At 70.8% G+C, this 12,414-nt stretch carries 13 protein-coding genes; 9 read left to right on the top strand and 4 right to left on the bottom strand.

The annotated features are described in order from the left end of the window. Positions 1 to 66 precede the first annotated feature (66 nt). Positions 67 to 258, top strand: a complete 192-nt coding sequence (locus P3T41_RS13930; protein ID WP_280690118.1) for a hypothetical protein — start codon at positions 67 to 69, stop codon at positions 256 to 258. 49 nt (positions 259 to 307) lie between these two features. Here P3T41_RS13930 and P3T41_RS13925 read toward each other — a convergent pair whose 3' ends face one another. Then, a complete protein-coding gene (locus P3T41_RS13925) occupies positions 308 to 538 on the bottom strand; it encodes a 4-oxalocrotonate tautomerase family protein (RefSeq protein WP_280690117.1) in 231 nt (76 codons plus the stop codon). 171 nt (positions 539 to 709) lie between these two features. Here P3T41_RS13925 and P3T41_RS13920 point away from each other — a divergent pair, with 171 nt between their 5' ends. Beyond that, positions 710 to 1,615 carry a helix-turn-helix transcriptional regulator gene (locus P3T41_RS13920; protein ID WP_280690116.1) on the top strand — a complete coding sequence of 302 codons (906 nt, stop codon included), beginning with the start codon at positions 710 to 712 and terminating at the stop codon, positions 1,613 to 1,615. 8 nt (positions 1,616 to 1,623) lie between these two features. Here P3T41_RS13920 and P3T41_RS13915 read toward each other — a convergent pair whose 3' ends face one another. After that, entirely contained in the window at positions 1,624 to 2,565 is a 942-nt protein-coding gene (locus P3T41_RS13915; protein WP_280690115.1) for a phosphatase PAP2 family protein, read from the bottom strand. 200 nt (positions 2,566 to 2,765) lie between these two features. Next, on the bottom strand, positions 2,766 to 3,740 hold the full coding sequence (locus P3T41_RS13910) for an NmrA/HSCARG family protein (RefSeq protein WP_280690114.1): 975 nt from the start codon (positions 3,738 to 3,740) through the stop codon (positions 2,766 to 2,768). A 146-nt stretch (positions 3,741 to 3,886) separates the two neighbouring features. On the opposite strand from P3T41_RS13910, the gene P3T41_RS13905 reads away from it, so the two are divergent. From P3T41_RS13905 to P3T41_RS13895, 3 genes are all read left to right on the top strand, one after another. Then, positions 3,887 to 4,714: a helix-turn-helix transcriptional regulator gene (locus P3T41_RS13905; RefSeq protein ID WP_280690113.1), complete on the top strand. Its 828-nt coding sequence runs from the start codon at positions 3,887 to 3,889 to the stop codon at positions 4,712 to 4,714. Positions 4,715 to 4,797: 83 nt separating this feature from the next. Next, positions 4,798 to 5,541 (top strand): SDR family oxidoreductase, encoded by a 744-nt coding sequence (locus tag P3T41_RS13900; RefSeq protein WP_280690112.1) that lies wholly within the window; start codon positions 4,798 to 4,800, stop codon positions 5,539 to 5,541. A gap of 145 nt (positions 5,542 to 5,686) precedes the next feature. After that, on the top strand, positions 5,687 to 6,259 hold the full coding sequence (locus P3T41_RS13895) for a GNAT family N-acetyltransferase (RefSeq protein ID WP_280690111.1): 573 nt from the start codon (positions 5,687 to 5,689) through the stop codon (positions 6,257 to 6,259). Positions 6,260 to 6,402: 143 nt separating this feature from the next. On the opposite strand, the gene P3T41_RS13890 is transcribed toward P3T41_RS13895, so the two are convergent. Continuing rightward, the gene (locus P3T41_RS13890) at positions 6,403 to 6,807 is read right to left on the bottom strand and encodes an RICIN domain-containing protein (RefSeq protein WP_280690110.1); all 405 of its coding nucleotides are present in this window, start codon (positions 6,805 to 6,807) and stop codon (positions 6,403 to 6,405) included. A gap of 579 nt (positions 6,808 to 7,386) precedes the next feature. Between P3T41_RS13890 and P3T41_RS13885 the strand changes: the two genes are divergently transcribed. The 4 genes from P3T41_RS13885 to P3T41_RS13870 all read left to right on the top strand — a co-directional run bounded on the left by P3T41_RS13885 (position 7,387) and on the right by P3T41_RS13870 (position 12,284). Further along, positions 7,387 to 8,262, top strand: coding sequence for an alkaline phosphatase family protein (locus P3T41_RS13885; protein WP_280690109.1), 876 nt, complete (start codon positions 7,387 to 7,389; stop codon positions 8,260 to 8,262). 111 nt (positions 8,263 to 8,373) lie between these two features. Continuing rightward, positions 8,374 to 9,627, top strand: coding sequence for an EfeM/EfeO family lipoprotein (locus P3T41_RS13880; RefSeq protein ID WP_280690108.1), 1,254 nt, complete (start codon positions 8,374 to 8,376; stop codon positions 9,625 to 9,627). Beyond that, positions 9,624 to 10,922: an iron uptake transporter deferrochelatase/peroxidase subunit gene (gene efeB, locus P3T41_RS13875; RefSeq protein ID WP_280690107.1), complete on the top strand. Its 1,299-nt coding sequence runs from the start codon at positions 9,624 to 9,626 to the stop codon at positions 10,920 to 10,922. Before P3T41_RS13880 ends, efeB begins: the two co-directional genes overlap by 4 nt. Positions 10,923 to 11,171: 249 nt before the next feature. Further along, a complete protein-coding gene (locus P3T41_RS13870) occupies positions 11,172 to 12,284 on the top strand; it encodes a hypothetical protein (protein ID WP_280690106.1) in 1,113 nt (370 codons plus the stop codon). Positions 12,285 to 12,414 lie beyond the last annotated feature (130 nt).

The following is a 12,414-nucleotide window of genomic DNA, read 5'->3' as shown; positions in this document are numbered from 1 at the left end:
CCGGCGCCGGGCACGATCTCCACCCGGGCCGACGGACGGCCATCCTGCCGGGTGCGGTGGCGAGCGATGGAGAATCTGAGCGACGAGGACCAGCGCGGCCTGACCGCGCTGTTCTGGTCCGACGTCAACCCGCACGGTACCTTCCGCCTGGACATGGACATGGACATGGACAAGCGGCTCGCGCTGGGGCTGACCGCTGCCGTGCCCCGTCCCCGCACTCCGGTGGACACCGCCGACCGATCGAGTACGGGGACATGATGAAGGGCCTCGCTGAGGTGCTGTCCTGGCCGAAGGACGGCCGGTGCGGTCAGACGCCGCCGGTGTCGGTCGGTGTCGCCCCGCCGAGCATGGCGAGGGTCAGCACGTTGCCGGAGATGCCCCAGCCGCCGTCGGCGACCTCCTCGACCAGAACCATGGTGGTGTTGCGGGCGCGCTCGCCGTAGATCTCGACATACAGCTCGGTGGTGCGGGTGACGATCTCCTCCTTCTGCTTCGGGGTGAGGGTCTTCTCGGGGACCTTGAAGTTCGCGAAAGGCATGGCTGGTTGTTCCTTCTCTCAGTGGGGCGTTACAGCGGTCGGGCCGCGGCCTTGCCGTTGCTCTGCCGCGTCCTCCACGATCGGCCCGTCCCCCATCCCCAGCCAGGGCTGCGTCTACCCAGGGGATGCCACCCCCTGGCTGCGCTCCGGCATACGAGCGACCATGGAGGGGTGAACCTTCCAGAACTCGGTGCCTTCCTCAGGACACGCCGCGACCGCATCCGCCCCGCCGAGATCGGTCTCCCGCAAGGCCCGCGCCGGCGCGTCCCCGGGCTGCGCCGCGAGGAAGTCGCGCAGCTGGCAGGGCTGTCAGCCGACTACTACACCGAGCTGGAACGCGGCAGCGCGAAGAACGGCGTGCAGCCCTCGACCCAGACCCTCGCCGCCCTCGCCCGAGCCCTGCGCCTGAACGGCGACGAGCGCGACCACCTGTTTCACCTGGCCGAGCGGCCGGTCCCCCCGTCGGCACACGGACCATCGGCACACGTGCAGCCCGCGCTCCTCGGACTCCTGGACCGGCTGTCCAACACCCCCGCGCGCGTCATCACCGACCTGCACGAAACCCTGGTGGAAAACGACCTGGCCCTGACCCTGCTCGGCAAGTCCCCGGCACAGCGGGGCCCGGCGGCGAGCCTCGTGTACCGCTGGTTCACCGACCCGCAGGCGCGCGAGATCTACCCGCCCGAGGACCACCCGCACCACTCCCGGGTGTTCGTGGCCGACCTCCAAGCAGCGGCCGCCCGGCGAGGCCGGGACGCGGAGGTCACGAAGATGGTCGCCGTGCTACGCCGCCGCAGCGAGGAGTTCGCAGCCCTCTGGGACACCCACGACGTCGCGGTGCGCCGCATGGACCACAAGAGGATCGTCCACCCCATGCTCGGCGTCATCGAACTCGACTGCTACAACCTCCTCAGCGAGGACGGACGGCAACGCCTGCTGTGGTTCACCGCCCCACCCGGAAGCCCGGGAGCAGAGCAGCTGGAACTCCTGTCTGTCATAGGGACCCAGGAGCTGAGCGGCACGGCGGGCCTGGCACCGGACAGGTTGTCCGCGGCGGCCACGGCAGCGAACGCATGATCACCCCGCTACTTTGCGGCTGGAGTCTGAACTAGGGCGCCGGGGCCCGGCTGTGGCGTCCGGACAGGTTCCGCCGGCGGTGCGCCGTAGACGGGCCGTCCTTGCAGGATGCGCTGGACCAGGAAGCCGGCGCCCACGGTGACCAGGCCGCCGACCGCGTCCAGGACGTAGTGGTTGGCCGTCGCGATGATGACCGTGAAGGTCGCCACCGGGTACAGGATGCCCAGGATCTTCACCCACTTGCGTTTGGCCAGGTGGGCGATCGCCAGGGCACACCAGACCGCCCAGCCGATGTGGAGGGACGGCATCGCGGCGAACTCGTTCGTCATCGAGCCGGACAGGCCCGCCACTCCGCTGCACGTCTGCTCGCCCCAGGTGTGGTGGACGCAGAACGTGTCGATGAACCGGGTCGGGTCGAGCAAGCGCGGCGGGGCGACGGCATAGAGGTAGAAGCCGATCAGGGCCACGCCGTTGATCGCGAACATCACGGTGCGGATCGCGCGGTAGCGGTCAGGGAACTTGACGTAGACCCAGATGAAGACGGCTATCGTCACGATGAAGTGGAGCGTCGCGTAGTAGTAGTTCATCCCCACGATCAGCCAGTCGATCCTGGCGATCGTGTGGTTGAGCCAATGCTCGATGTCGAGGTGGAGCGCGTGCTCCAGGCTGAGGATGTCCCGGCCCCGGTGGTACGGAGCCTCGCGGCCGGTGCGCGCCGCGTTCTGCGTCACGCGGTAGCAGTAGTAGCCGATGCTGATGAGCGCGATCTCGATCCACATGGTGGGGCGGTTCACCGGTCGCAGCCGGGCCGGCAGGATCGGGCCGATCTTCGAGAACCCGCGATTCGCGCGCGTCCCGGCGTCGGTCGCTGCGCCGTTCGTCCCGTTCTCGGTGCCAGTGCCGCGTCTTGTGGACTCGGATTGTTGGTCGAGCAGTCGTGTCGGCGTCATGAAATCATCCCCATGGCCGGCCAGTCTGCCAGGCCGCCGTGGCCACGCTCGCACGGTCCCGGTGTGGGGGCCCGTCAATGAGGAGTTGACGCGACGCGCACCACTGCGGGATACCTGGACCGGCTGAACCGATCCGGCGAACGGCGGCGAAGGCGCCGCCACGCGAGCGGTGGTGGCGCCTCGTCGGTGCGTGCCGGTGATCAGGTCAGCGGGATCTCGTCCTTGTGCTCGTGCAGCCACTCCTTCAGCGGCTTGAGCCGCGGGTTGATCTCCCGTGCGAGGTCGAGGTTCCGGACGGTGGTGAAGTACGCGTCGGCCTCCGCGTAGAACTGGTACATGTTGGCGACCTCGTCGGCGCCGGGCGCCCCGGACGCGCGGACCTCGTCGTGGCTGAGGGGCCGGTAGGCGACGGGCTCGCCGAGCGCCTCCGTGAACAGTTCGGCGAGCTCGGCGCCGGTGGCGTGCGTGCCGGCGAGACCGACGGTACGGCTGATGTACGTGGGGCCGGCGCGGAAGATGCCGTACGCGGTCCGGCCGATGTCCTCCGCGGCCACGAGCGCCATGACGCTGTCGCCCATCGGGTTGGTCAGGACGAGCTCGCCGTTCTCGTCGCGGTGCGGGCCCTGCCCGACCAGGAGCGACTCGTAGTAGAAGGTCGTCAGCAGGAACGTGGTGGGGATGCCGAGTTGGGTGAAGTAGGCGTTCGCCTCGCCCTTGGCGTCGAAGTGCGGCACCTTGTAGACGTCCAGCAGGGTCGGCAGCCGGCTGCCGAGGTGCTCGAAGTGCGGCCGGGTGTCCTCCAGCGTGGACCAGACGACGTGCTTGAGACCTGCCGCCTTCGCGGCGCGGGCAGCGGTCGCGGCCTGGTCCAGTTCCATCTGCGCCCGGGTCCGGGCGGCTTCCTCCTCCGGGGTCCGCTGCGCCCAGAAGTTCGTGACGACGAAGGCGCCGTACGCGCCGTCGAACGCCGCGCGCAGGCCCGCCTCGTCGTCCAGATCGGCCTCGACGACCTCGGCCCCCCGCGCGGCCAGCTCCTTCGTCTTCGGCGAGCCGGCGCTGCGGGTCAGCACGCGCAGCGCGAACGGCCCGTCCGGGTCGTCGAGAATGGCCCGTGCCAGGCCGCCGCCCTGCGATCCGGTCGCGCCGACGACTGCGATGATCTTCTTCTCGGCCATCAGTTGTCCCTCTTCCCTGAGGAGTTGACGAGTCGAACACGTCCTCAATGAGATTGGACCCCAGGGGCACTCGCGTGCCTCACCACGTCGTGGGTACCCATGGCAGGGGATGGCGGGAACCGGTGCGGGGGAGGACGATCGTGACCATGAGTGAGCAGCGGAACACCGCCCTCGGGGACTTCCTGCGCTCCCGCCGGGCGGCCCTGTCGCCGGTGGACGTCGGCGTCCCGACCTACGGCACGCCGCGCCGGGTGCCCGGCCTGCGGCGCGAGGAGGTCGCGCAACTCGCCGGGATGAGCGTGAACTACTACACCCGGATCGAGCAGGGCGAGAGCCATCAGCTGTCCGACTCGGTGATGGAGGCGATCGCGAGCGCGCTGCGCCTGGACGAAGGCGAGCGGCTGCACCTGCTGCGTCTGGCGTGGCCCGCGCAGGTCGCGCGGCGGGATGCCGGGCCGGAGCGGGTGCGGGACTCGGTGCTCGCGCTGGCCGGGAGCAACACCGAGCAGGCCGTCCTCGTCGTCGGCCGCCGGATGGACCTGCTCGGCGGCAACCGGCTGGGGTTCGCGCTGCACGGCCTGAGCCCGGAGCAGCGGCCGAACATGGCGAAGCAGATGTTCCTCGAACGGACGATGCGCGACCTGATCGTCGGCTGGGAGCGGGAGGCGCGCAACACGGCGGCCTACCTGCGGATGGCCACGGGCGACCAGCCCGACGACCCGCTGCTCGCCGAACTGATCGGGGAACTGAGCATCAAGAGCCCGGAGTTCGCCCGGATCTGGGCCACTCACCCGGTGGCCGAGTGTCTGCACTCGGTGCGCCAGTACGACCACCCGCTGGTCGGACGCCTGACGCTGAACGAGGAGTCGCTGCGCCTGCCCGACGACCCCGGCCAGCGGATGCTCTTCCTCGGCGCCGCCCCCGACTCCGACTCCGCCGAGCGGCTGCGGCTGCTGGACTCGCTGGTGTCGTGACGGCTGCCTGAACGGTGCCGGGACGGTGCCGGGCTGGGGCCCGCCCAGGACAGAAGATCACGACGACATGGGAGCGATCCGACATGACGAAGATACAGAGCGGCCGCGTCGCGCTGGTCACCGGTGGCTCGCGCGGGGTCGGGGCCGCGACAGTGCGCCGCCTCGCCCAGGACGGCGCCGACGTCGCCTTCAGCTACGTCAGTTCCGAGCACGAGGCCGGGAAGCTCGCCAAGGAGGCGAGCGCGTCGGGGGTGCGGGTCGAGGCAGTGCGCGCCGACGCGGCCAGTGCCGAGGAGATGACGCGCCTGGTCCAGGACACCGTCGCGGGGTTCGGACGGCTGGACATCCTGGTGCACAACGCGGGGCTGTTCCTCACCGGCCCGCTCGCCGACCCGGACCGGGACGAGGAGGCCATGGCCCGCCAGTTCCGGATCAACCTCCACGGCGTGGTGGCCGCGACCCGCGCGGCCGCCCCGCATCTGCCGGAAGGCGGTCGGATCGTCCTGATCAGCTCGGGCGGGGCGGACCGCAGCGCGGGCCTCCTGGCCGGCGACTACGCCGCCACCAAGGCCGGGATGGAAGCCTACGGCCGGGCCTGGGCACACGAGTTCGGGCCGCGCGGGATCACCGTGAACAGCCTGCGGTTGGGCGCGATCGACACCGACATGCTGGACCGCGCCGCCGGAGCGGCCCTCCTGCCGTCGATCGCGATGCGCCGCCTGGGCCGCCCGGAGGACGTCGCCGACGCCGTGGCCTACCTCGCCGGCCCCGGCGCGAGCTACGTCACCGGCGCGACCCTGCGCGTGGACGGCGGCCTGCACGCCTAGCGGGCCTGGCCGGCGGATCTTTTCCGTTCGCATGCAACTGGCATCTCGTCGGAGCGCGTCCCGATGTGTGGCGACGTCAGAAGTCGTTGCCTGCCATGGCCATACGAGGTCGAACCGTGTGGCCGAGAGGATCAGGAGCCGTTCCATGTCGGACGAGATCACGGTGCACCCCGTCGCCTGGCCGCCTGCCCCGATCAGGACCGAGCGGCTCGTGCTCCGCGAGTCCGAGGCTCGGGACCGCGCGGCGATCATCGAGCTGTTCGCCTCGCCGGAGGTGAACGCCTACCTGGGCGGCCCGCAGGCGCGTGATGAGCTCGAGCGCGCGTTGCCCGAGACGCCCGAGAAGCGCCCCGGCCTCTTCGTGGTCGAGCTGGACGGAGCGATGATCGGCACCGTCGAGCTCAAGCAGCCTGACGCGGAGCAGCGGAGTCAGGTCAGTCGGGATGCGGGGGAGGCCGAGCTCGGCTACCTGTTCCTGCCACAGGCGTGGGGACGCGGGTACGCCGCCGAGGCGTGCGCGGCGGTGCTCGGCTGGTTCGCCGACGCGCGACCCGGCGAGCCGGTGGTGCTCGCCACCCAGACCGCCAACGACCGTGGGATGCGCCTCGCGGCGAAGCTGGGGTTCACCGAGGTGAAGCTGTTCGAGGCGTGGGGCGCCGAGCAGTGGATGGGCGTGTGGTCCTCGGAGGCCTCCGCTCGGTCGTCGGCCGCGCTCTAGCGGAGAGCCCCGAGCCGCGCAAGCCCGGAGACCCCGACCGGCGGCTTCCGGTCGGGGCCCCCGGGCATCACCCATGCGTCGCGGGGATGGTAGGCGATCGAAGGAACTCCGCTCTCGACGGCCTGCCTTCCGGATGCCCTGGTCTAGCCGGCGGACTCCAGGATCCAGGTCCGCTCGAAGCAGTAGCCGAGGAAGGCGGGAGAGTTGGGGTTGTCGACGGTCACACAGCCGTCGCGGTCGGCATTGCGGATGGTAGTGGGGATTCTGGGACCGGGGGCCTGGATCACCCAGCGCTGGTAGGGGAGTCGATCACAGGCGCCCACGACCACATCGGGCGGGAAGCTGGCGAGACAGCGGCTCGAGTTGCCGGGCTTGGCGATCTGGACGGTACCGTCGCCCCGGTTGGTCACCTTCCACGGGGTGCAGTCCCCGAGCGCGGCCGGGGTGATCGCATCGTCGTCGGCGGGGGCCAGGCACCTGCCGGTGTTGAGGTCGCGGATGAGGTAGCTGCCGTTGTCGACGGCTTGGGCGGGCGAGGTCAGTGCCACGACCGCAACAGCGGACCCGGCAAGGCACAGCAGAGAACGGACACGCTTCACAGCGGACTCCAGTTTCTGGGGGACAGGGGTGACCGGGCCGTACCGGCCCGACGGACAGGACGATCACACGCCCAGGACACCCGGTTTGCTGTGCCCCGCCATAACCGCCAGTGCTTCACCCGGACGGGTGCGGGGTTCAACCGGCCCAACCGGTCGCCGGTCCTCATATCGGCCTGGTCCCCTCTCGTGGCAGCTTCGTCCGCTCACGACCGAATCATCAGGTCGCCCGTGACGTCGTCCCGGCAGATGGCCGACGACCCGTCAGCCGGGATGCTGGGGTGGATCCCGAGGGCCTCGTGGTCGCGGCGTGCGACGAGTGCTGTGCCCAGGCACTCCCAGCACTTTCCGTTGGCCGGGCTTGACGGTTGGTGTCAGGGACATTGCCAGCTCATGTCATGGAGTTCATCCTTTTGACAGGCCATGGACAACCCCCACCCGTCCACGGCCCCTACGCTCGTGCCCCGCACCTCCTCCGTGAGCCGGCCAACCGGGCCGGGCTCGTGCTGTTCCGGAATTCCTGGAGTCCCCATGCGTTCGAGGTCGCGTCTCGCCGGACTGTGCGCCGCCGCTCTGACGGCTGCCGTCTCGCTCTCCGCCGCCCTCTCCACCGGCAGCTCCGCCGTCGCCGCCCCGGCAGCGGCCGGTACCGTCCCCACCCCCGCGCACGTGGTGGTCGTGGTGGAGGAGAACCACTCCTACGACGACATCATCGGCGACACCGCCGATGCCCCCTACATCAACTCGCTGGCCGGTCAGGGCGCCCTGATGACCTCCTCGTTCGGCGTCTCGCACCCCAGCGAGCCGAACTACATGGCGCTCTTCGGCGGCAGCACCTTCGGCCTCAGCTCCGACGCCTGCCCGGTCAAGGAGGGCAACGCGGACAACCTGGGCTCCGAACTGCTGGCCGCCGGCCAGACCTTCACGGGCTACTCGGAGGACCTGCCCTCGGTCGGCTCCACCAAGTGCACCTCGGGCGGTTACGCCCGCAAGCACGCGCCGTGGGCCAACTTCGGCAACATCCCCACCGCCGACCAGCAGCCGTTCTCCGCCTTCCCGAGCGACTACAGCACGTTGCCCACCGTGTCGTTCGTGATCCCGAACCTGAACGACGACATGCACGACGGCAGCATCGCGCAGGGCGACAGCTGGCTGCAGAGCAACCTGTCGAGCTACGCGACTTGGGCGCAACAGAACAACAGCCTGCTGATCGTCACCTGGGACGAGGACGACTACACCGAGAGCAACCAGATTCCCACCATCGTGGTCGGCGCGGGCGTCACGCCGGGCCAGTACAGCGAGACCATCAACCACTACAACCTGCTCGCCACCCTGGAGCAGATGTACGGGCTGAACAAGGTCGGCAGCAGCGCCACCGCCGCGCCGATCACCGACATCTGGAGCTGACGACCCGTCAGAATCCGCACCAGCAGGAAACTCTCGCAGCCCCGGTCGCGCGCACCCGCGCGTGCGCGCGACCGGGAGGCAGTCGATCCGACCGGAAGGAGCGCTCCCGCCATGCCGCAGCCCGCCGGCCAGCAGCCCGCCGTGCAGCAGTCCGCCGTCCCGCCGGAGCCGAGACCGCGCGCGGGAGCCGTTCGTCGACGGCCGCTGCGCACCGCTTCGGTCGGCCTGCTGGTCCTGGCCGCCGCCGCCCTGATCGGCTCCGCGCCGTCCGCCGGTGCCCCGGCGGCCCCGCCCGGCGGCACGCTGCGGATCGACACCGCCGGCTGCGGCAGGCCTCCCGGTCAACTGCCGGCGGGGCGCGTCTCGTTCACCGTCGCCAACGCCTCCAACGTGTACGCGACGGTCTACCTCACCTCCGCCGACGCGGGCCTGGCCTACGCCGAGATCCCCTGGCTCGGCCCGGGCAAGACGCTGCCGCTGGCCACCACGCTGACCGGTGGCCGGTACGCCATCCGGTGCGTCTTCTCCAGCGGTCCGGTGCGGACCACGACCCCGATCCAGGTCAACGGCACGGCGAGCGGCGCGGTGGCCGGCTATCTGCCGATGAACGACAAGGAGTTGACCGCGCCGGTCAACGCCTACCGCTCCTACGTCGAGGCGGCGCTGCCGAAACTCCTGGCCGCCGCCCAGGCCCTGGACGCCGACCTGGCCCACGGTGACCTCGCGGCGGCGCGCACCGACTGGCTCGCCGCACACCTGGACTACGAGCGGCTCGGCGCCGCCTACCACTCCTTCGGCGACTACGACGACTCGCTCAACGGTCTGGCCAACGGCCTGCCGCAGGGGGTCGACATGCCGAGTTGGACCGGCTTCTTCGCCCTGGAGCGGGGCCTGTGGCACGGCCGCAGTGCCGATCAACTACGGCCGCTCAGCCAGCAGTTGGTGAGCGATGCCAGTAGTCTGATCGACGACTTCCCCAGCGAGGACACCGATCCGGGTGACCTGCCGCTGCGCGCCCACGAGATCCTGGAAAACGCGCTGCAGTCGCAGCTGACCGGCATCGCCGACTACGGCAGCGGCACCACCCTGGCCACGCTGGACGCCAACATCCAGGGCACCGAGGAGGTGCTCAGCGTGCTCGCTCCGGTGATCCAGCCGCGCGACCCGAGTCTGCTGGCGCAGCTGACCAGGGAACTCCCGGCTTTCGACGCCGAGGTGACGGCCGCCAGGGCCGCGAACGGCTCCTGGACGCCCGTCACCGCCCTCACTGCCGCTCAACGTCTGCACCTGGACGGCGATCTCGGCGCACTCCTCGAACAACTGGCCGTCCTGCCGAACCTGCTGACCCCGAGGAACCACGCATGATCCGGCCTGACACCAACCCCGCTCCCGACGCCGGCCAGTGCCCCATGACGGCGGCCGCCCCCGCGCTGCGCCGCCGCGCCTTCCTGCGCGGCGCCACCGTCGGCGCCGCGCTCGGCGCGGGCGCGCTGGCCGGCGCCTACGCGGCCAGCGCCGACGACACGACCGCCACCGCGCCCGGGCCGTCGGGCCGGGCCATCGCCTTCCACGGGCCGCACCAGGCGGGCATCACCACCCCGCCGCAGGCTGCGGCCAGTTTCGTCTCGTGCACCGTGATCGCGCCCGACCGGGCCGGGCTGCAGCAGTTGCTGCGCACCCTGACCGAGCGGATCCGCACGCTGACCGCGGGCGGCCCGGTCCCCGCCACCGACCTCGCCTCGCCGCCCACCGACAGCGCCACGCTGGGCCCGGTGCTGCCCCGCGACGGCCTGACCATCACGGTCGGCGTCGGCGCCTCGCTCTTCGACGCCCGCTACGGGCTGGCCGACCGCAAGCCCGCCCAGCTGGTGGAGATGCCGGCCTTCCCCGACGACAACCTGCTCGGCTCCAAGGAGTTGCACGGCGACCTGTCACTGCAGATCTGCGCCGACTCGCGGGACACCGTGATGCACGCGCTGCGCGACCTCACCCGGCACACCCGCGGCCTGCTGCAGCCGAGTTGGAAGGTCGACGGGTTCCACGCCGCCCCGCGCCCGAGCGGCACGCCGCGCAACCAGCTGGGGTTCAAGGACGGCATCGCCAACCCCGACACCACCGACCCGAAGGTCACCGATGCCGTGCTGTGGACCCATGGCGGTGCGAACGGCGAGCCGGCCTGGGTCGAGGGCGGCTCCTACCAGGTGATCCGGATCATCCGGATGCTGGTCGAGTTCTGGGACCGGGTCTCGCTGCACGAGCAGGAGACGATGATCGGGCGCCGCCGCGACTCCGGGGCGCCGCTGGACGGCACGGCCGAGTCCGACCCGCCGAACTACCAGGCGGATCCGCAGGGTCTGATCATCCCGATGACCGCGCACATCCGGCTGGCCAACCCGCGCACCGCCGCCACCGCCGACCAGCTGATCCTGCGCCGCGGCTACAACTACGAGCGGGGGCTGGACCTGGACGGCAACCTGGACGTCGGGCTGGTCTTCTGCTGCTACCAGCAGGACGTGGCCAGGCAGTTCCAGGCCGTGCAGCAGCGGCTGGCCGGGGAGCCGCTGGTCGACTACATCTCGCCGACCGGCGGCGGCTACTTCTTCGCGCTGCCGGGCGTCAAGGGCCCGGACGACCAGTTCGGCGCGGGCCTGCTCACCTGACGCGCAGCACGAGTTGACGCCGCGTCACACCATGGGTACGCAAAGTTTCGGTGCGGACAAGGTGTGTCGAAAATCTAGCGAAGATTTTGACTGTACGTCATCATGAGCGAGTCGCCGTTCTCCACGGCGGCTCGCTGCGGGCGTTCGCCGCGTCCGCTCTGAAGAACCGTGCAACGGACGGGTCGTGGCTCCTGCCAGCCCGTCCGCCTTTCGACCCCCATGCGACAGCACGGAAGGAATCCCCACAGGATGTCACGCTTCATCGGTGCCCTCTCCTCACGTCCCGCCAAGGCCGCGGCCGTCGCCGCGGTCTCCTCGTTCGCCCTGGTCGGCGGGGTGTTCGCGGGCAGCGGGCTGGCCCAGGCGCAGACCGCCCCGGCGGTGGCCTCGCACGCCTACCGTCACGGCGCGGTGCCCAAGCTCGACCCCGCCACCGGCCACGCGGTCACGGCACCGGACGCCGCCGCCACCAACGCCAACAACCTCAACTACGGTGGCGCGATCGACGGCATCGGTGTCACCACCGGTGCCCCCAAGGTCTACGTGATCTACTGGGGCTCCCAGTGGGGCAAGGCCTCGACGGACAGCCACGGCCTGGTGCACCTGGCCGGTGACAAGTCCGGGATGGCGCCCGACCAGCAGGGCTTCTTCAAGGGCCTGGGCAGCAGCACCGACGCCTGGTCCGGCGTCATGACCCAGTACTGCCAGGGCATCGCGACCGGCGCCCAGAGCTGCCCGGCGGGGGCCGCGCACGTGGGTCACCCGGGCAGCACGGGCGCGCTGGCCGGCGTCTGGGAGGACACCAGCGCGGTTCCGAGCGCCGCCAACGGCCACCAGATCGCCCTGGAGGCGATCAAGGCCGCCAAGCACTTCGGCAACACCACCGCCGCCAAGAACCGCAACGTCCAGTACGTGATCACCTTCCCGTCCGGCACCAACCCGGACAACTACCAGTCCCAGGGCTTCTGCGCCTGGCACGACTACAACGGCGACACCACCCTCTCCGGCGGCGCCGCCACCTCGCCCTACGGTGACATCGCGTTCACCAACATGCCCTACCTCCCGGACGCGGGCCAGAGCTGCGGCCAGGGCTTCGTCAACTCGCCCGGGGCGCTGGACGGTGTGACCATCGTCGGCGGCCACGAGTACGCCGAGACCATCACCGACCAGAACCCGGCGGGCGGTTGGACCGACTCGTCGGGCGCCGAGAACGGCGACAAGTGCGCCTGGATCTCCTCCGGCCAGGGCGCCTCGCAGAACATCACCCTGAGCACCGGCAAGTTCGCGGTCCAGTCGACCTGGGGCAACGACGGCAACGGTGGCGCGGGTGGCTGCGAGGTCTCGCACGCGACCGTGAAGTGACCGGCTGAGCGATACGCCGACCGGCCCGTCCCGCAGTCCGCTGCGGGGCGGGCCGGTTCACGTCGAATCGGCGCTTCCCACCAGGCCGTTGCGGGCAGGGCCGGGCAGGGCCGGACCAGGCCAGGCCGGG

This window comes from Kitasatospora sp. GAS204B (assembly GCF_029892155.1).
Taxonomy (GTDB): Bacteria; Actinomycetota; Actinomycetes; order Streptomycetales; family Streptomycetaceae; genus Kitasatospora.
The sequence above is the reverse complement of the archived record's forward strand: the minus strand, read 5'-3'. Positions and strand labels throughout refer to the sequence as shown.

Coding starts and splice junctions, on each gene's coding strand:
- P3T41_RS13895 (WP_280690111.1), top strand. CDS start 5,687: ATGTCGGACGAGATCACGGTGCACCCCGTCGCCTGGCCGCCTGCCCCG.
- P3T41_RS13880 (WP_280690108.1), top strand. CDS start 8,374: ATGCCGCAGCCCGCCGGCCAGCAGCCCGCCGTGCAGCAGTCCGCCGTC.
- P3T41_RS13915 (WP_280690115.1), bottom strand. CDS start 2,565: ATGACGCCGACACGACTGCTCGACCAACAATCCGAGTCCACAAGACGC.
- P3T41_RS13910 (WP_280690114.1), bottom strand. CDS start 3,740: ATGGCCGAGAAGAAGATCATCGCAGTCGTCGGCGCGACCGGATCGCAG.
- P3T41_RS13885 (WP_280690109.1), top strand. CDS start 7,387: ATGCGTTCGAGGTCGCGTCTCGCCGGACTGTGCGCCGCCGCTCTGACG.
- P3T41_RS13925 (WP_280690117.1), bottom strand. CDS start 538: ATGCCTTTCGCGAACTTCAAGGTCCCCGAGAAGACCCTCACCCCGAAG.
- efeB (WP_280690107.1), top strand. CDS start 9,624: ATGATCCGGCCTGACACCAACCCCGCTCCCGACGCCGGCCAGTGCCCC.
- P3T41_RS13900 (WP_280690112.1), top strand. CDS start 4,798: ATGACGAAGATACAGAGCGGCCGCGTCGCGCTGGTCACCGGTGGCTCG.
- P3T41_RS13905 (WP_280690113.1), top strand. CDS start 3,887: ATGAGTGAGCAGCGGAACACCGCCCTCGGGGACTTCCTGCGCTCCCGC.
- P3T41_RS13870 (WP_280690106.1), top strand. CDS start 11,172: ATGTCACGCTTCATCGGTGCCCTCTCCTCACGTCCCGCCAAGGCCGCG.
- P3T41_RS13930 (WP_280690118.1), top strand. CDS start 67: ATGGAGAATCTGAGCGACGAGGACCAGCGCGGCCTGACCGCGCTGTTC.